Genomic DNA, 17,648 nt, shown 5'->3' on the forward strand with positions numbered 1-17,648 from the left:
GCGGTGACGGGCAGCCCCACCATCCGGCCAGCCGAGTGGACAACCACCCCACCGATCTGCTTCCCCAACCCGGGGCCACTAACGGGCCACCCCGGCGTTGCCGTGCTCCCGGACGCCCCCCTGGCGGTGCCGGCAGGCCGCCTAGCCGGCGGCGACCGCGCCCAGCGCCGTCACCAGCCGCGTGCACGGCCCCGCCAGCCCCCACCGTTCACCGAGCACCGCCACCGCCCGCGGATCCACCGGGGCCGCCGGCAGCCACCCGTCGACGTCGCCGACGCCGCAGTCGCGCACCACCGCGACCACCCCCACCGCGGCGGCGAGGTAGTCGCGGGCGGCCAGCAGCCGCCGCCGCGCCGCCGCCGGCAGCCCCTGCGCCCCCGCGCCACCCGCGGCCGGGGGAGTGTCGAGCGCGGCGAGGATCGCCGCCAGCGACCCGAACCGGCCCAGCAGCGTCGCCGCGGTCTTCGCACCGATGCCGGCGACCCCGGGCAGCCCGTCGCTGGGATCGCCGCGCAACACCGCGAAATCGGCGTAGGCCCGCCCCGGAATGCCGTAGCGGGCGGCGACCGACGCCTCGTCCACCACGGCGAACCTCTCCACCGCGTAGCGCACCCGCACCCCGGCGGCATCGTCGACGAGCTGGAACAGATCCCGGTCGCCGGTGAGGATGTCCACCCCGCCGCCGCCCGCCCCACCCTGACCATCGGCCTCCAGGTCGTCGGCCTCCAGGTCGTCGGCCTCACCCCGGCTGCCCGCGGCGACCCGGTGCCGGGTCGCGAGCGTCGCGATGACGTCGTCGGCCTCGAACCCCGCCGCCGCCGCCCGGGCGATCCCGAACGCGTCCAGCACCGCGTCGATGATCGGTAGCTGGACGCGCAGCTCGTCGGCGACCTCCTCGACGTCCCCACCCCCCGAGTCCCCACCCGCCGCGGCGCCCGCCCGGTCGGCGGGCACGGCCACCCGGTGCGCCTTGTACGACGCCAGCAGCGCCACCCGGAACGCCGGACGCCAGTCGGCGTCGAAGCAGGCCACCAGCTGCCGCGGGCGGATCTCGACGATCTGACGGGCCAGCACGTCGAGCAGGCCGCGCACCGCGTTGACCGGCGTCCCGTCCGGCGCACGCACCGAACGCGGCACCCCGTAGAACGCCCGGAAGTACAGCGACGGGGCGTCGGCGAGCAGCAACCCGCCCCCGCGCTCCCGCACCGGACCGGCCTGCGCCGCACTCCCCGCGGGGCTCCCCACAGCCGGGCCTCCCGTCATCGCCGATCCGCCCCCTGCCGTCCGTCCCCCTACCGGGGGACGCCCCCCACCCCCCGGCCCGCGCCCCGCCGCCACCGCAACGATCACGCCCCACTCACACCTGATCCCGACCGTACCGGCTGTCCCACCGGGACCAGGCAACGGACCAGAAACAGCTCCCTCGCCCCGCGCCGACGTGCGTACGCTCCGGATCGTGCTGGAAGATCTCGACCGTCGAATCGTGCAGATGCTGTGCCGAGATGGGCGCATGAGCTTCACCGACCTCGGCCGGGCCACCGGTCTGTCGGTCTCCGCCGTCCATCAGCGCGTACGACGCCTGGAACAACGTGGAGTGATCACGTCCTACACGGCGCTCGTCGACCCCTCCCAGGTAGGTCTGCCCCTGACCGCGTTCGTCTCGATCACCCCGATCGACCCGAGCCAACCCGACGACGCCGCCGACCGGCTCGCCCACATCGTCGAGATCGAGGCCTGTCACAGCGTCGCCGGGGAGGAAAGCTACCTGCTCAAGGTGCGCGTCGCCAGCCCCGGTGACCTGGAGGTTCTGCTGCAGCGCATCCGCGCCGCGGCGAACGTGTCCACCCGCACCATGGTCGTGCTCTCCACCCCCTACGAGGGCCGCCCCCCGGCCCTGTAGCCCCCGGCCCGAAAGCTCTCCGGCCCCGGGGCAGGCCCCTCGCGCCCGGGAACCGGCCGGGCCGCCTCAGCCGGTCAGCGCCGCGCCGCTGGACGCGTCGAACAGGTGCAGCCGCCCCGGGTCGAACCACAGCTCGACCCGCGCCCCACGGGCCACCGTGCTCGCCGCGTCCAGACGCGCCACGATCTGCTCCCCGGCGCCGGGCACACTGGCGGCACCGGCCTCACCCAGCACCCCCGCAAAGTCCCCGACCCGCCCCGGCCCGGCGGGTACGGCGGCGTAGACGTACTTGTCCGACCCGACCGACTCCACCACCTCCGCGTTCACCCGCACCCGCCCGCCGGGCCGGTCGGCCCCCACGATCGCGGCGTCCTCGAAATGCTCCGGGCGAATCCCGACCACCAGCGACGCACCCCTCGCCGCCGACCCCGCCGCACCGTCCGCACCCGCAGCCCGCGGCGGGCCGGCGGACAGCGCCCGGCGCAGCCGATCGTCGAGGGACACCTCGCCCAGCGGCGAACGCAGCAGATCCCCCTCGACCGTCGCCGGCAGGACGTTCATCGCCGGGGAACCGATGAACCCGGCCACGAACAGGTTCACCGGCCGCTCGTAGAGCTCCACCGGCGCCGCGACCTGCTGCACCCGCCCCGCCCGCAGCACCGCCACCCGATCCCCGAGCGTCATCGCCTCGGTCTGATCATGGGTGACATACACCATCGTCGTGCCCAGCCGCCGCTGCAACCGCGACACCTGCGTGCGCGTCGCCACCCGCAGCGTCGCATCCAGGTTCGACAACGGCTCGTCCATCAGGAACGCCGCCGGCGAGCGCACGATCGCCCGCCCCATCGCCACCCGCTGACGCTGACCCCCCGACAGCATCCCCGGCTTACGGTCCAACAACGGCGTCAGATCCAGAATCCGCGCCACCTCGAGCACCTTCTCCTCGACCCGCGCCCGCGGCACCTTCGCCAACGACAACGGAAACCCGATGTTGCGCCGCACCGTCATGTGCGGATACAGCGCATAACTCTGGAACACCATCGCGATGTCACGATCGGCCGGCCCCAGCCCGTTGACGACCCGCCCACCGATGCGCAGCTCACCGTCGCTGATGTCCTCCAACCCGGCGATCATGTTCAACGTCGTCGACTTCCCACACCCCGACGGACCCACCAGGATCACCAACTCCCCGTCGGCGACGCGCAGGTTCACATCGTCGACCGCCACCTGCCCGTCGGCGAACCACTTGCTCACATGCTCCAGCTCGATGTCCGCCATAACCGTGCGCGCCTATCCCTTCACCGCGCCGGACGTCAGCCCGGCGACGATCCGACGCTGGAACACCAGCACGAACACGATGATCGGAATCGTGATGACCACCGCCGCCGCCGCGATCGACCCGATCGGCTGGGCGAACTGCGACGCCCCGGTGAAGAACGCGATCGCCGCCGGCACCGTCCGCGACGACTCCGTCGACGTCAACGAGATCGCGAACAGGAAATCGTTCCAGCAGAAGATGAACACCAGAATCGCCGTCGTCACCATCCCCGGCGCCGCCAGCGGCACGATCACCCGCGTGAACGCCTGCCACGGCGTCGCCCCGTCCACCGCCGCCGCCCGCTCCAGATCCCGCGGAATCTCCCGGAAGAACGCCGACAACGTGTAGATCGCCAACGGCAGCGAGAACGTCAGATACGGCACGATCAACCCGATCCACGTATCGAAGATCCCGATCTGCCGCCACAGGTTGAACAGCGGACTCACCAGCGAGATCTGCGGAAACATCGCGATCAGCAACGCCAGCCCCACCAGCAGCCGGCGCCCCGGGAACACCAGCCGCGCCACCGCGTAGGCCGCCATCGCCCCCACCGCCACCGCCAGCACCGTCGAGATCAACGCGATCCCGATCGAGTTCACCAACGCCCGGGTGAACAGCGACGCATCGAAAATCCCCCGATAGTTCTCCCACGTCCAGTGCCGCGGCACGAAATGCCCGTCCCCGACCGACGCCGGCGTCTTGAACGACAACGACACCAGCCACGCCAACGGCACCAGCGACACCACCACGATGACCGTGTTCACCGCCACCCACCCCGACACCGCCGACCCCCGCCGGCCACCACCACGCCCCCGACCGCCACCACGCCCCCGACCGCCAGCCGCCCGGTCGGATGTCGCCCGGTCGGATGTCGCGCCGCCCGCCGCCACGGTCGTCACCGGCCCGCCTCCCGCTCCCCGCCGGGCGCGGCGGTCCCGAACCCCTTCACGAACACGAACGCCACCAGCGCCACCACCAGAAAAATCAGAACGCTCAACGACGACCCGACCCCCAGATTCAGCGCCGTGAACAGGTTGTCGTACCCGAGAATCGACACCGACCGGGTGTCATACGACCCACCCGTCAGCACATAGATGTTGTCGAAGATCCGGAAGGCGTCGAGAACCCGGAACAGCAACGCCACCAGAATCGCCGGTTTCATCAGCGGCACCATCACCCGGGTGAACCGCGCCCACGGCCCCGCCCCGTCCACCCGCGCCGCCCGCAGCAACTCGTCGGGCACCAGCGCCAACCCCGCCAGCAGCAGCAACGCCATGAACGGCGTCGTCTTCCACACCTCCGCGGCGACGATCACCGCCACGCCCCACGTCTGCGACGTCAACGGCGCCGCATCCCCGAACAACCCCGACAGATACCCCGTCCCCGGCGTCCACGCGTACTGCCAGCCGAACGCCGCGACCACCGTCACGATCCCGTACGGGATCAGGATCACCGTGCGCACCAGCCCCCGGCCCACCACCGCCCGATGCATCACCAGCGCCAACGCCATCCCCAGCACGAACTCGACCACCACCGACACCACCGTGATCACCACCGTGACCGCCAGCGCCTTCCACCACAGCGACGACCCCAGCACCGTGGCATAGTTACCCAACCCCACAAACGACGACTGCGCCGGGAAACGCAGGTCATAGCGGCGCAACGACAGGTAGACGGCATAGCCGATCGGATAGCCCGCCACCGCGACGATCACCACCACCGCCGGCGCGCACAGCAGCCACCCCAACCGCCGCTGCGCCCGCTGCTGCGCCGTCAGCCCCACCCGCGGCCCCCGGCCCGGCACCGCCACCCGACCCACCCCCGGCGCCGGGCCCGCTCCTGGCGCCGAGGGCACACCCGGTCCCGCGGACGGCACCCGCCCGGCCATCACGGCACCAGCCCCTTCGAGTCCAACGCATCCTCGATCGCCCCCCGCAACCCACCCAGCGCCGACACCGACGCCGAGCCCGGCGGGGACAACCGGTCGGCGATCTGCAACGACACGCTCTGATACGCCGGCGTCTGCGGCCGCACACTGGCATGACGCAACGCCGCGTAGATCGCCGCCGCGAACGGATACCCACCCTCGATGAACGCCCGATCCGAATACAACGCCTCCAGCGTCGGCGCCAACCCCCCGTCGACCGCCGTGCGGATCTGGTTCGCCCGACTGCGCAGACAGCCGATCGCCGCCCGCGCCTGACCCGGATGCCGGCTGTACGACGACACCGCCAGGTTGTAACCCCCCACCGTCGTATGCGACGGCCGGCCCGCCACCAGACTCGGCCACTGCGCCCACCCGATCCGATCCACCAGATCCGGCGCGTTCGCCCGCGCCGACGGGTAGATGAACGGATAGTTCAACTGGAACGCCGCCGACCCCGTCTCGAACGCCAACCGGTTGTCGTCCTCCCGCTGGTTCGACCACGACGGATCCGCCGCACCGGAGTGCGCCAACGCCGCAATCGCCTCCACCGCGCGGCGCGCCGGCTCACCCAGCTCCACCCGCGACCCGTCCGCGGACAGGATCGACCCACCGGCCGAGGCCACCAGCGAGTTGAACAGCACCGTGTAGCCCTCGTACTGGGCCCCCTGCACCTCGACCAGATGCGGCTTACCCGCCGCCGCCAACGCCCTCGCCTGCGCCAGCATCTGCGCCCACGTCACCGGCGGCCGCGCCACCAGATCCTTGCGATACCACAGCAGCTGCACGTTGGTGTTCAACGGCGCCGCATACAACCGCCCCCGCCAGCTACCCGTGCGCACCGCCACCGGCAGCGTCCCCGCCGTGATCGCCCGCGCCGACGCCGCGTCGAACGGCACGATCCACCCGGCCTCGGCGAACTCCGCCGTCCACGTCACGTCCAACGCCAGAACGTCCATCGAGGAGTCCTCGGCGGCAAGCCTGCGCACCAGCTGCGCCCGCTGCCCGTCGGCATCATTGGGCAGCACACTGATCGCGATCCGATAGGCGCCCCGCGACGCGGCCGAACAGTCCGCCGCCGCCTTCGCAAACGACCCCGACGACTCGTCGTACACATACCAGCGCACCGTCACCGGCCCCCGCGCCGGACCCGACGAGGCGCAGCCCACCAGCCCCACCACCGCGCACACCGCCGCGACCAGCCCGACCCGGCCCCGCCCCGCCCGACGCCGCCCACCCCCCGCAGACCGCCCACCCGACAGGCACCGCCCACCCCGACCGGATAACAACCCGGCGACCCCCCCGGACCGGCGCACCCGCCACCGCGGACGCGGCCCTGCGACGACGACCACCGTGCCCGTCACCACCCATCCGGCTCCCGCACACCCCACCCCACGGCGGATCGGCGATGCCCCGCCCCACGCACCATAAAACCACGATGACAGCAACACACCTCAACCCGGCCGGTGGGGGAGTCCTACGCACCCACCGCACACCACCGCACACACCCACACCTCGCCGCCGGCCCCACACCCCCGACACACCGCCACCCACCACCCGGGGGAGACCTCCACCGCACCAGGCCGCCGACCAGCCGACCCGACGGGCGAGCAGACTCACCTGCGTGACCGACCCCGACGCCCCCCGCCGCACCGTGCTCTACCGGGGCGGCCACATCCACACCCCGACCCACCCCACCGCCACCGCCATGCTCACCCAGGACGCCACCCTCGCCTGGATCGGCTCCGACGACACCGCCGCCACCCTCGACGCCGACACCGTCATCGACCTCGACGGCGCGCTGATCACCCCCGCCTTCGTCGACGCCCACATCCACACCACCGCCACCGGCCTCGCCCTGACCGGCCTCGACCTCACCAGCGCCCCCACCCGCACCGCCGCCCTCGACGCCCTGGCCACCCACGCCCGCCACCACCGCCACACCACCATCTTCGGCACCGGCTGGGACGAGACCACCTGGGCCGACCCCACACCCCCCACCGCCGGCGAACTCGACCGCGCCAGCGGCGGCGCCGCCGTCTACCTCGCCCGCGTCGACGGACACAGCGCCGTGATCTCCACCGCCCTGGCCACCGCCGCCGACGCCGCCACCCACCCCGGCTGGCACCCCGACGGCCTGGTCACCGGCCCCGCCCACCACACCGCCCGGCGCACCGCCGACACCACCCTGGCACCCAGCCAACGCCGCCAGGCCTGGCAGGCCACCCGCACCCGCGCCGCCGCCCTCGGCATCGCCGCCCTGCACGAGATGGCCGGACCCGACGTCTCCTCCGCCGACGACCTCGCCGGCCTGCTCACCCACGCCCGCACCGTGCCGGGACCCGACATCGTCGGCTACTGGGCCGGCGACCTGCCCACCGCCATCGAACTCGGCACCGCCTGGGGCGGCGACGCCTTCGTCGACGGCTCCCTGGGCTCCCACACCGCCGCCCTGCACACCCCCTACACCGACCACCCCCACACCCACGGCAGCCTGCACCTCGACGCCGACGCCATCCGCGACGCCGTCCTCGACGCCACCGACGCCGGCCTGCAGACCGGCTTCCACGCCATCGGCGACGCCGCCATCACCACCGTGCTCACCGGCCTCGAAGCCGCCGCCGCCACCATCGGCCTCGCCCGCGTCGCCGCCGGCCGCCACCGCCTCGAACACGCCGAGATGACCACCACCGACCACCTGCCACGCCTGGCCGCCCTCGGCGTCATCATCTGCGCCCAACCCGCCTTCGACGCCCGCTGGGGCGGCGAAGGCGGCATGTACACCACCCGCCTCGGCCCCACCCGCGCCGCCGCCATGAACCCCTACGCCGCCATCACCCGCGCCGGCATCGCGCTGGCCTTCTCCTCCGACAGCCCCGTCACCCCCCTGGACCCCTGGGGCGCCCTGCGCGCGGCCGTGCACCACCACACCCCCGCCGCCCGCATCTCCGCCCGCGCCGCCTTCACCGCCGCCAGCCGCGGCGGCTGGCGCGCCGGACGCGCCGACACCGACGGCCACGGCATCCTCGCCCCCGGCCACCCCGCCACCTACGCCATCTGGGACCACCCCGGCGAGCTCGTCATCCAGGCCCCCGACACCCGCATCGCCGCCTGGTCCACCGACCCCCGCGGCGCCGTCGCCGGCCTACCCGACCTCACCGGCCCCACCCCGCACTGCCGGCGCACCGTCCTACGCGGACGCATCCTGCACGACACGCTGCGCTGACCTCCACCCCGCAACCACCCCGATCATCGCACACACGTTCGATTTCGTCGAGGGCGGCCCACCACCGCGCAGCCCGGCCGACCCGCCGACGCACCGCCCCCACGAACGGCTCACCCACCCCCACCGCACCGCCAGACCACACCGCCGCCACACTCCCACCCCCTTCGGTCCAGGGGCGACGTGGTCAGCGCGGCCCGCGTGACAGAAACTGGTCGGGTGACCCCCACGCCGGCCACCCCCAGCCCCACGGCCCCGGCGGCCGGCGACCACCGCCCCCCGCCGCCCCGCCGACCCCACCCACCGCCGTACCCGCCCAGCCCCGGCCCACCGCCGAGCTGCCCCCGGCGACCGACCCGCCACCCACCGAACCCACCGACACCGACCGGGCCGAACCCGCCCCCACCGACACCGACCAGGCCACCCGCCGGACCCGCCGCCGCGCCACCCTGCGCCGACGCACCCCACCCGCCCTGGCCGCCCTGCTCGGCGGCGCCCTGCTCTACCTCGCCACCCCACCGGTCGGCGCCTGGCCACTGGCCCCCCTCGCCGTCACCGTGCTCACCCTGACCGTCCGCGGCCGCCGCCTACGCGCCTCCTACGCCCTGGGCCTGCTGTTCGGCCTCGCGTTCTGCCTGCCGCTGCTGCGCTTCGTCTCCTTCGTCGGCGCCGACGCCTGGATCGCCCTCGCCGTCGCCGAAGCCGCCATCCTCGCCCTCGTCGCCCCCGCCACCACCCTCGCCTGGCGCCTACCCGCACCCTGGCTGTGGACCGGCGCCGTCTGGGTCGCCCAAGAGGCCCTACGCGGACGCGCCCCCTTCGGCGGCTTCCCCTGGGGCCGGCTCGCCTTCACCCAGTCCGACAGCCCCCTGACCGCACTGGCCGCCCTCGGCGGCGCCCCCCTGCTCACCGCCGTCGTCGCCACCACCGGCGCCCTGCTCGCCCGCACCCTCCTGCACGCCCACACCCTCACCCGCCCCACCACCGGCCGCTGGCGCGCCGCCCCCCGACGCCTCACCCCACCCCTGCTCGGCGCCGGCGCCCTCACCCTCACCGGCCTGCTCATCCCCCTGCCCACCGCCGCCGAACACGGCAGCCTGTCCATCGCCGCCATCCAGGGCAACGTCCCCGCCAACGGCGGCATCCACGCCCTCGGCCGCGCCTTCCAGGTCACCGCCAACCACGTCGCCGGCACCCGCCGCCTCGCCGCCGACGTCGCCGCCGGCCGCCGCCCCGCCCCCGACCTCGTCCTGTGGCCCGAGAACTCCTCCGACCTCGACCCCCTGAAAGACCCCACCGTCGCCGCCGCCCTACGCGGCGCCGCGCGCACCGCCGGCGCCCCCCTCCTCGTCGGCGCCGTCCTCGACGGCCCCGGCGCCGGCCACGTCCGCAACGCCGGCATGATCTGGACCGCCAACGGCTTCACCGGCCAGATGTACGTCAAACAACACCCCGTCCCCTTCGCCGAATACCTCCCCGGCCGCGCCCTGCTCACCCGCCTCATCGGCCGCTTCGCCGACGAAATGCCCAGCGACTTCCTGCCCGGCGACACCCCCGGAGCCCTACGCGTCGCCGGCACCACCATCGGCGACGTCATCTGCTTCGAAGTCGCCTACGACGACCTCGTCCGCGACACCGTCGACCACGGCGCCGAAATCCTCGTCATCCAGACCAACAACGCCTCCTTCGGCCGCAAGGGCGAAAGCCAGCAGCAGCTCGCCATGTCCCGGCTACGCGCCGTCGAACACGGCCGCGCCACCGTCCAGGTCTCCACCAGCGGCGAAAGCGCCCTCATCGCCCCCGACGGCACCCTGCTGGCCAAGACCGGCCTGTACGAACCCGCCATCCTCACCGCCGCCCTGCCCCGACGCACCAGCCGAACCCTCGCCGACCGTGCCGGAATCGTCCCCGAGGCGGTGCTGCTCGCCCTCGGCGTGGGCGCCATGATGGCGGGAGTGATCCGCCGCCGAACCCGCCCCACCGGCGGCCCCGACCACACCAGCACCACCCCGAAGGCCCCACGACCCCACGAGACGACACCCACGGTGACGCCCGCCGGGCCGGCCTGACGGACATGGCCCCCGATCAGGAAAGGAACCGCGTGGATCTCCACCGCGTTGTCGTCTGCGTCCCCACCTACAACGAGCGGGACAACCTCCCGGACACCGCCCGCCGCCTGCGCGCGGCGAACCCGACGGTCGACCTGCTCGTCATCGACGACGCCAGCCCCGACGGCACCGGGAAGATCGCCGACGAACTCGCCGACAACGACGAACACATCCACGTCCTGCACCGCGACGGCAAATCCGGCCTCGGCACCGCCTACGTCGCCGGCTTCACCTGGGCCCTCGACCACGGCTACACCGTCATCGTCGAAATGGACGCCGACGGCTCCCACCAACCCGAACAGCTACCCCGCCTACTCGCCGCCCTCGCCCACGCCGACCTCGTCATCGGCTCCCGCTGGGTACCCGGGGGAGAGGTCCGCAACTGGCCCCGCACCCGACTGCTGCTCTCCCGCGGCGGCAACATCTACGTCCGCGCCGCCCTCGGCATGCCACTACGCGACGCCACCGCGGGCTACCGCGCCTACCGCGCCGACGTCCTGCGCAACCGCGACCTGACCGGCGTGTCCTCCCAGGGCTACTGCTTCCAGGTCGACCTCGCCTGGCAGGCCTGGCGGGCCGGCTTCCGCGTCACCGAAGTCCCCATCACCTTCGTCGAACGCGAACGCGGCACCTCCAAGATGAGCAACGCCATCGTCGCCGAAGCCTTCTGGCGCGTCGCCTGGTGGGCCGCCACCACCCGCCGCCGCCGACCCACCCCCCGCCCCACCCACATCCCCGCGGGCCCCACCCCACGCCAGCCCACCACCGACCACCCCACCGACCACCCCGACAACGTCACCACCAGCCGCGGCGCCTGACCATCACCACCCCGCGGGGGCCCCACCCCACCCGCCGCCACGACGACGCCACACCGCACACCAGACCGGCCCCGGGCATGCCGAAGGGTCGGGCACGCACATCCCGTGCCCGACCCTGAAACCGCGGACGAACAGCCCTCTAAGCGGTACGCCGACCCTCGCCGGTACCGCGCAACACCGCCAGCCGCTCCGCCAGGACCTCCTCCAGATCATCGGTGGTCCGGCGCTCCATCAACATGTCCCAGTGCGTCCGCGGCGGCTTCGACTTCTTCGGCTCAGGCCGCTCACCATCGACGATCACCGACGCCCCACCACAGACCTTGCACTCCCACACCGACGGCACCTCCGCCTCAGCCGCGAAGGGCATGGTGAACTGGTGGCCGTTGGGGCAGTCGTAGGACGCCGACTGCCGTGGGGCAAGCTCGGTGCTGCGGTCAGTCTCGTAGGACACTGCACCGAGACGGCTTCCCCGCAGGATGCGCTCGCCCATATAACTCCTCCGAGCGTCGAGACGTGTGCAACTACCCCTCGACAACGTTCTGGCCAGCCGAGACGTTCCCGCCGAGGAAGGACCCGTAACACAATCATGAACGCACAGCGTCGCCGCCCCACCCCGAAACGTCCCACAGGCCCCATCCGCACCCTGCACACCGCCACCCTCGGCATCACCCGCTGCGCCGTCGGCACCCTCGTCCTGACCCGCGCCGTGGACACCCTGCGCATCACCGGCGTCGACCGCCTCACCGCCACCCGCCTGGCCTGGGTCGCCCGCCTCGCCGGCATCCGCGACCTCGCCCTCGGCGCCGGCCTGCTCACCGCCATGGCCACCGGCCGCGACACCGCCACCTGGCTGTGGGCCGGAATGATCGCCGACGCCGCCGACGTTTCCGTCTTCACGGCCTCCACCGCCCGCGGCCACCTCCCACCCGCCCTCGGCACCGCCATGGCCACCGCCGCCCTCGGCGGCGTCGCCGCCGCCGCACCCCTGACCCGCACCACCCACACCGGACCGGGGGAGTGACCCCACCACACCCCGCCGCACCCGTCCACCGACGGATGCCCGCAGAAAGGACCACGTGACGCCGTGACCACCAGCGACCACGCCACCGGCACCACCCCCACCGGCCCCGCAACCGGCGACGTCGCCAAAAGCGACGAACAGTGGCGCGCCGAACTCTCCCCCCAGCGCTACGCCATCCTGCGCCAGGCCGCCACCGAACCCCCCTTCACCGGCGCCTACACCTACAGCAAGGAGACCGGCACCTACCGGTGCGGCGGCTGCGGCGCGGCCCTGTTCACCTCCGACACCAAGTACGACTCCGGCTCCGGCTGGCCCAGCTTCACCGAACCCGCCGTCGCCGACGCCGTCGAACTCATCGAAGACCGCTCCCACGGCATGATCCGCACCGAGGTCCGCTGCGCCCGCTGCGGAGGACACCTCGGCCACGTCTTCGACGACGGCCCCGGACCCACCGGCCAGCGCTACTGCATGAACAGCCTCGCCCTCGACCTCGACACCCACTGACCCACCCAGCCGCGAACCGGGCCGCCGCCGGTGCGTCCACGCGCCGGCCGGCCCGCCCACCACCAACAGCCGCACCCCCAGCACCCTCAACGCCGAGCGAACCCCGCAGGCACGAGAGGCAACGGCAACGCACCCGGCCTCGCCAGATGGAAACCCCTCCACAGGCACCGCCGTCAACAGGTCACCCAACCGCGACGACGCCACCACCGCCGGCGACGCGTTCACCGCCAGCACCAACGGCTGGCAGCGGCGACACGCCGCCTGGATCCGCCAGACCATCCACCACCACGGCTGGGCCGTCCAGACCGTCCTCGCCAAACCCGACACCGACGAACCCGACTACGCCTACACCATCGGCCTCACCGCACTGCACCACCCCGAACTCCTCATCGCCGGCCTGCACCCGCACGACGCCGCCGCCCTGCTCAACCTCCTCGCCACCCGCATCCGCGCCGGCAACCCCCCGCCACCCGACACCACCCTCGACGACCTCGCACCCCCCAGACGCCACCACCTGCTCACCCTCAGCCCCGCCGCCTGCGACGAGCTGCTCCCGCACGCCAACGCCACCTACCAGCACCCCGACGGCCCCCCCGTCGCCGCCTACCAGATCCTCTGGAGCGACCCCGCCGGCACCCTGCCCTGGGAAACCGGCTGCACCGCCGCCGCCGCCCACCAGCCCCTCGCCGCCCCACCGCCCCACCCCGCCACGGGGGACAGGCCACGCCCCTGACCGCCACCGTCCAGCGCCCCGGTGCGCACCGGCGGTTCCACCCGAACACCGCCGAAGCACCGGGACGCCGGCTCAGACACGGCCGCCGCCGGGGGAGTCCGGCGACCGCCCCTCGCCCCCCGCCCCCAGGCGGCGCACCGCCAGCACGTTGTCCAACCGCACCCCCACCGACCCGTCCGGCCAGCGCACCGACCGCTCGAACTCCTCACACACCACCACCTCCCACCCACCCACCACCAACTCCAACGACGCCAGCACCTCACCCGCCGACGGGAACACCAGCCCCGGATGCCCATGCCCCGCAGGACCCGCGGCATGCCCGGCCACCAGCAGCGTCCCACCCACCACCACCGCCCCCGCCGCCGCCCGCAGAATCCGCACCCGCGGCAGCTCCACCTCCGAATGCAGAAACTGCGCCGACACCAGCTCGAACATCCCCGCCGGGAACTCCACCCCCAGATCCAGCCGCCGCCACACCACCCGATCCCCGACCCCGGCCGCAGCCGCCTGCGCCGCCGCCCGCCCCAACGCCACCTCCGACACATCCACCGCCGTCACCCGCCAGCCCCGCCGCGCCAACCACACCGCATCCCCACCCTCACCACAGCCCAGATCCAACGCCCGCCCCGGCGCCACCCCGCCCGCCAGCCGCACCAACGCCACATTCGGCTCACCACTCCAGATCCGCGGCGCACCCGCATACCGCGCATCCCAGAACTCCGCCACCGGCACCCCACCCAGCCCGCCGAACCCCGCCTCCACCATCACGACCACCCTCCACACCGAGCCGCACACCGACCCCCACACCCTCACCCACCACCCGCAGCCACCCCAAAAACATTGCCGACCCAGCAAACGACGACAGCCCAGACGACAGCCCAGGGGAGAGACCCCCAACCCAACACCACACCAGTCGAACACCAGAACGAAGCGGCGAGCGGTGCCACCAATCCACCGGCAAAGCCACCCGCAGCACCCACCACCGGCCAGCGCAACCCACGACCGGTACGACATACGCGCGCACCCGACCCAGCCCGCGCCACCTCGACAACGAACAGACGAACAGCAGCGACCGACCGAGAACGATCGGCGCACACAGGAAGAACGCACTCCACACGAAGCCAGCCGACACAGCCCGAAACCCCAGCAACCACTACCCCACCAGCCGCGCCGATAATGCACATTATGTCAAGTAGAACCGTGTCGACCGCTCCCCTCACTCCTCCCGATCGCCTCAAACTTCGGACAGCAGGTGGCATCGACGGGTGAGATCCACCGGCATCCGGACTTCTCTCGGCCCGCGAACCAGCGGGCCACCTACCCAATCAAGATCACCTTCGGCAGGTCACAACCGAGTTCGACACGATGATCATTCTGAATGATGATCATTCTGACTATTGGCCGCTCCCCCGGCATTCAGTTGCTGGGTTTCGGGATTTGTTTTTGATCATGGTGTGAGGTTTCGTCAACATCGTTGATTATCTTGGTGGAAGACCGCCGATCGATGGAACACCTTGATCGCCACTTGGGAGTGGGACGCGGCCGGGCCGCAGGGCGGGGGCGGTTGCGCGGAACACCTTGATCGCCGGAACGACTCGTTTCCGCGTCTCGTCTGCGCCAGGCTCTTGGGGTGGGTAGCGAGGAAGAGCCGTTGACGGGGAAGGTCACGACCGGCGTGGTGCGGGTGGGTGGGACCGTTCGCCGCCCGGTCGGGCCGTGGACGGACGCGGTCGAGGCACTGCTGGGACACCTGCACGCGGTGGGTTTCGCCGGTGCCCCGCGCCCGCTGGGGCGGGACGTGCAGGGACGCCAGGTGCTGGAGTACGTCCCCGGCGAGCTCGGCGCGGCCGCCGGCACGTACTCGGTGGCGGAGCTGTTCTCGATCGGTCGGATGCTGGCGGACCTGCACCGGGCCCTCGCCGGTTTCGTGCCGCCGGCCGGGGCCATGTGGAACAGGGTCATCCCGCCGGATCGGGAGGAGCTGATCTGTCAGAACGACGTCGCGCCGTGGAACCTCGTCAGGTCCGCCCGAGGCTGGGTGCTCATCGACTGGGACGCGGCCGCGCCGAGTTCCCGGCTGTGGGATCTCGCGTACGCCGCGCAGGCCATGGCGGGTCTGCGTGCCGATCGGCCGGTGGCGGAATCAGCGGCACGGTTACGCGCTTTCGTGGACGGCTACGGCTTGGAGGGAGCGTCCCGGCCGGCGTTGGCGAGCATGCTGGGTCGGCGCGCCCGGGCGATGTACAACCTGCTGCGCGACGGCGCCCAACGGCAGCACCAACCATGGGCCAGGATCTGGACCGAAGACGGCCCCTACTGGCTCGCGGTCTCCGACTATCTGGACGCCCGGACCGAGGTGTGGGCAGCCGCCCTGCGATGATCAGGGCCGACGTGCTTCCCGCGCGGTGTTCACCTCTCACCGAAGGCGTAGATCACTTCCGAGGTGAGGAGGCGGTCTTCGTCGGTGCGGAGGAGATCGGCCAGGGCGTCGGTGTAGTCGCGCTGGAACGTCTCTGTCTGCTTCGGCGTGAGGGTGGCGACCGCGTCGTGGTGCGGGCCGCGGGCATGGGCTTCCCAGGCGTGGTCGAGGTCGTGTGAGGAGAAGCGGATGGTCTCCCCCACCAGCTTGGCCGCAGTGAGCCCGGCGTCGCGCAGTACCTGACGGCATCGCGTCGACGTCCCCAGGGCGGTGGCCGGGTCGGTGAGGGTCAGGCCGTAGCGGCGGGCGTGGTCGCGAAAGAGCCTGGCCGCGACGGGGAAACCCGCCGCCATCGTGGAGAATCCGACCTGCCCGCCCGGTGTCAGCAGCCGATGCCATTCCCTCAGGGCAGCCTGGACCGGCAGGTAGAGCAGACCGGCCGAGCAGAGGATCAGGTCGAACGAGCCGTTCCCGAACCGGGGCAGGGCGGTGGCGTCCGCCCTGACCAGTTCGATGTTCGTCAGCCCGGCGGCGGTGATCGCCTGGCGCGCTCGGGTGAGCATGCCCGTGGAGATGTCAACGCCCATCACGTGTCCGGTCGGCCCCAGGGCGCGGGCGGCGGCGATCGCGGCGAGCCCGGTGCCGGTCGCGGCATCCAGGATGCGCATGCCCGGGGTGGGGGCGGCGAGTTCGACGAGCCGTTCGGCGTACCGGATGTGCCAGGTGTGGTTGCTGTACGTCGCGGCGCGCTGGTCGAAGACGGGCTCGGCGCCGTCCGGGGAGTTGGGCTCTGTCACACAGGTTGTTATGGCACACGAAGGCGAACCCGGGCCGGTCGATTCCACTGCTCCCCCGGGTGCTGTCCTGGTTGGTTTCCTAGGATGATCAAAATGCCTGGCCGATTCGTCAACAGCGTTGATTATCTTGGTGGGGTGGACCGCGGGCTCAGTGGGCGGCGTCGGACCAGCAGCGCAGGATCGACACGTCGGCGACGAAGCGCACCCCGCTGCCCGCCGCCCAGTAGGCGGCCGTGGCGGCGAGCGCGCGGCGCAGCAGGTCCGCGGCGGCGTCGGCGTGCGCGGCGGGGACGTGCAGGAGCAGTTCGTCGTGCAGGCAGAGCACGATCTCGCCGTCGAGGGCGGGCAGTTCGGCGCGGACGGTCACCGCCCAGGCCTTGAACAGCTCGGCGGCGGGGCCCTGGATGACGGCGTTGCGGGCGAAGCGGCCGCGGGCCGTCCCGGTGACGCCGCCGGAGGGTGGGGACGCCTCGTCGGGCGGCGCCGGGTCGGTCAGGCCCCGGGGTGGGTCCGCCGCCGCGGGGGCGAGGCGGACGAGCCGGCCGCCGTAGGTGCGCAGGTCGCGGCCGGAGCGGCCGGCGGCATCGGCGGCGTCGAGGAAGGCCAGCGCGGTCGGGTAGGCGCGGCGCATCCGGCGCAGGGCCTCGCCGGCCGAACCGGTGGTCTGGCCGTACATGGCGGCGAGCATGGCGACCTTGGCGTGCGCCCGGTCACGGCCGAGCTGCGCCGCGACGGGGGCGTACATGTCGTCGGCCTGGGTGGCCGCGGCGAGGGCGGGGTCGGCGGAGACGACGGCGAGCACCCGGGGTTCGATCTGGCCGAGGTCGGCGCGGACGAACACCCGGCCCGGTGCGGCGATGACGGCGGCGCGCAGGTCGGCGGG

17 protein-coding genes are annotated in these 17,648 nt (G+C 72.9%); 8 read left to right on the top strand and 9 right to left on the bottom strand.

Annotated elements, in window-relative coordinates; translation table 11 throughout:
- Positions 1–141: 141 nt before the first annotated feature.
- A complete protein-coding gene (locus tag FRAQA3DRAFT_RS08190; RefSeq protein ID WP_035920686.1) occupies positions 142–1,263 on the bottom strand; it encodes a 5'-3' exonuclease H3TH domain-containing protein in 1,122 nt (373 codons plus the stop codon).
- A gap of 196 nt (positions 1,264–1,459) precedes the next feature.
- Between FRAQA3DRAFT_RS08190 and FRAQA3DRAFT_RS08195 the strand changes: the two genes are divergently transcribed.
- The gene (locus FRAQA3DRAFT_RS08195; RefSeq protein WP_035922554.1) at positions 1,460–1,900 is read left to right on the top strand and encodes an Lrp/AsnC family transcriptional regulator; all 441 of its coding nucleotides are present in this window, start codon (positions 1,460–1,462) and stop codon (positions 1,898–1,900) included.
- 66 nt (positions 1,901–1,966) lie between these two features.
- Here FRAQA3DRAFT_RS08195 and FRAQA3DRAFT_RS08200 read toward each other — a convergent pair whose 3' ends face one another.
- The 4 genes from FRAQA3DRAFT_RS08200 to FRAQA3DRAFT_RS08215 form a co-directional block, all read right to left on the bottom strand.
- The gene (locus FRAQA3DRAFT_RS08200) at positions 1,967–3,178 is read right to left on the bottom strand and encodes an ABC transporter ATP-binding protein (protein WP_009738599.1); all 1,212 of its coding nucleotides are present in this window, start codon (positions 3,176–3,178) and stop codon (positions 1,967–1,969) included.
- A gap of 12 nt (positions 3,179–3,190) precedes the next feature.
- Positions 3,191–4,000, bottom strand: coding sequence for a carbohydrate ABC transporter permease (locus tag FRAQA3DRAFT_RS08205; RefSeq protein ID WP_035920687.1), 810 nt, complete (start codon positions 3,998–4,000; stop codon positions 3,191–3,193).
- Positions 4,001–4,113: 113 nt separating this feature from the next.
- Positions 4,114–5,106, bottom strand: coding sequence for a carbohydrate ABC transporter permease (locus FRAQA3DRAFT_RS08210; protein ID WP_009738601.1), 993 nt, complete (start codon positions 5,104–5,106; stop codon positions 4,114–4,116).
- Complete coding sequence (locus FRAQA3DRAFT_RS08215; RefSeq protein ID WP_232291968.1) at positions 5,106–6,323, bottom strand: ABC transporter substrate-binding protein; 1,218 nt, start codon at positions 6,321–6,323, stop codon at positions 5,106–5,108. The genes FRAQA3DRAFT_RS08210 and FRAQA3DRAFT_RS08215 overlap by 1 nt, the downstream gene beginning before the upstream one ends.
- Before the next feature lie 443 nt (positions 6,324–6,766).
- On the opposite strand from FRAQA3DRAFT_RS08215, the gene FRAQA3DRAFT_RS08220 reads away from it, so the two are divergent.
- From FRAQA3DRAFT_RS08220 to FRAQA3DRAFT_RS08230, 3 genes are all read left to right on the top strand, one after another.
- Positions 6,767–8,368, top strand: coding sequence for an amidohydrolase (locus FRAQA3DRAFT_RS08220; RefSeq protein WP_009738603.1), 1,602 nt, complete (start codon positions 6,767–6,769; stop codon positions 8,366–8,368).
- Between the two features lie 533 nt (positions 8,369–8,901).
- The gene (gene lnt, locus FRAQA3DRAFT_RS08225; protein WP_369809447.1) at positions 8,902–10,434 is read left to right on the top strand and encodes an apolipoprotein N-acyltransferase; all 1,533 of its coding nucleotides are present in this window, start codon (positions 8,902–8,904) and stop codon (positions 10,432–10,434) included.
- 32 nt (positions 10,435–10,466) lie between these two features.
- Positions 10,467–11,291 carry a polyprenol monophosphomannose synthase gene (locus FRAQA3DRAFT_RS08230; RefSeq protein ID WP_009738605.1) on the top strand — a complete coding sequence of 275 codons (825 nt, stop codon included), beginning with the start codon at positions 10,467–10,469 and terminating at the stop codon, positions 11,289–11,291.
- Between the two features lie 139 nt (positions 11,292–11,430).
- Here FRAQA3DRAFT_RS08230 and FRAQA3DRAFT_RS08235 read toward each other — a convergent pair whose 3' ends face one another.
- The gene (locus FRAQA3DRAFT_RS08235) at positions 11,431–11,781 is read right to left on the bottom strand and encodes an RNA polymerase-binding protein RbpA (protein ID WP_009738606.1); all 351 of its coding nucleotides are present in this window, start codon (positions 11,779–11,781) and stop codon (positions 11,431–11,433) included.
- Positions 11,782–11,877: 96 nt separating this feature from the next.
- On the opposite strand from FRAQA3DRAFT_RS08235, the gene FRAQA3DRAFT_RS08240 reads away from it, so the two are divergent.
- From FRAQA3DRAFT_RS08240 to FRAQA3DRAFT_RS38545, 3 genes are all read left to right on the top strand, one after another.
- Positions 11,878–12,312 carry a hypothetical protein gene (locus tag FRAQA3DRAFT_RS08240; protein ID WP_009738607.1) on the top strand — a complete coding sequence of 145 codons (435 nt, stop codon included), beginning with the start codon at positions 11,878–11,880 and terminating at the stop codon, positions 12,310–12,312.
- Positions 12,313–12,375: 63 nt separating this feature from the next.
- Positions 12,376–12,816, top strand: a complete 441-nt coding sequence (gene msrB, locus FRAQA3DRAFT_RS08245) for a peptide-methionine (R)-S-oxide reductase MsrB (RefSeq protein ID WP_009738608.1) — start codon at positions 12,376–12,378, stop codon at positions 12,814–12,816.
- Between the two features lie 277 nt (positions 12,817–13,093).
- Complete coding sequence (locus tag FRAQA3DRAFT_RS38545) at positions 13,094–13,549, top strand: DUF4262 domain-containing protein (RefSeq protein ID WP_369809448.1); 456 nt, start codon at positions 13,094–13,096, stop codon at positions 13,547–13,549.
- Between the two features lie 72 nt (positions 13,550–13,621).
- On the opposite strand, the gene FRAQA3DRAFT_RS08255 is transcribed toward FRAQA3DRAFT_RS38545, so the two are convergent.
- The gene (locus FRAQA3DRAFT_RS08255; RefSeq protein WP_009738609.1) at positions 13,622–14,314 is read right to left on the bottom strand and encodes a cyclopropane-fatty-acyl-phospholipid synthase family protein; all 693 of its coding nucleotides are present in this window, start codon (positions 14,312–14,314) and stop codon (positions 13,622–13,624) included.
- 886 nt (positions 14,315–15,200) lie between these two features.
- Between FRAQA3DRAFT_RS08255 and FRAQA3DRAFT_RS08260 the strand changes: the two genes are divergently transcribed.
- Positions 15,201–15,929: a phosphotransferase gene (locus FRAQA3DRAFT_RS08260; RefSeq protein ID WP_232291970.1), complete on the top strand. Its 729-nt coding sequence runs from the start codon at positions 15,201–15,203 to the stop codon at positions 15,927–15,929.
- A gap of 29 nt (positions 15,930–15,958) precedes the next feature.
- On the opposite strand, the gene FRAQA3DRAFT_RS08265 is transcribed toward FRAQA3DRAFT_RS08260, so the two are convergent.
- A complete protein-coding gene (locus FRAQA3DRAFT_RS08265) occupies positions 15,959–16,765 on the bottom strand; it encodes a class I SAM-dependent methyltransferase (protein WP_157467211.1) in 807 nt (268 codons plus the stop codon).
- 148 nt (positions 16,766–16,913) lie between these two features.
- A partial coding sequence (locus tag FRAQA3DRAFT_RS08270) for a DNA polymerase (protein ID WP_009738612.1) occupies positions 16,914–17,648 on the bottom strand: 735 nt, incomplete at its 5' end.

It is taken from the genome of Frankia sp. QA3, assembly GCF_000262465.1.
Lineage (GTDB): Bacteria > Actinomycetota > Actinomycetes > Frankiales > Frankiaceae > Frankia.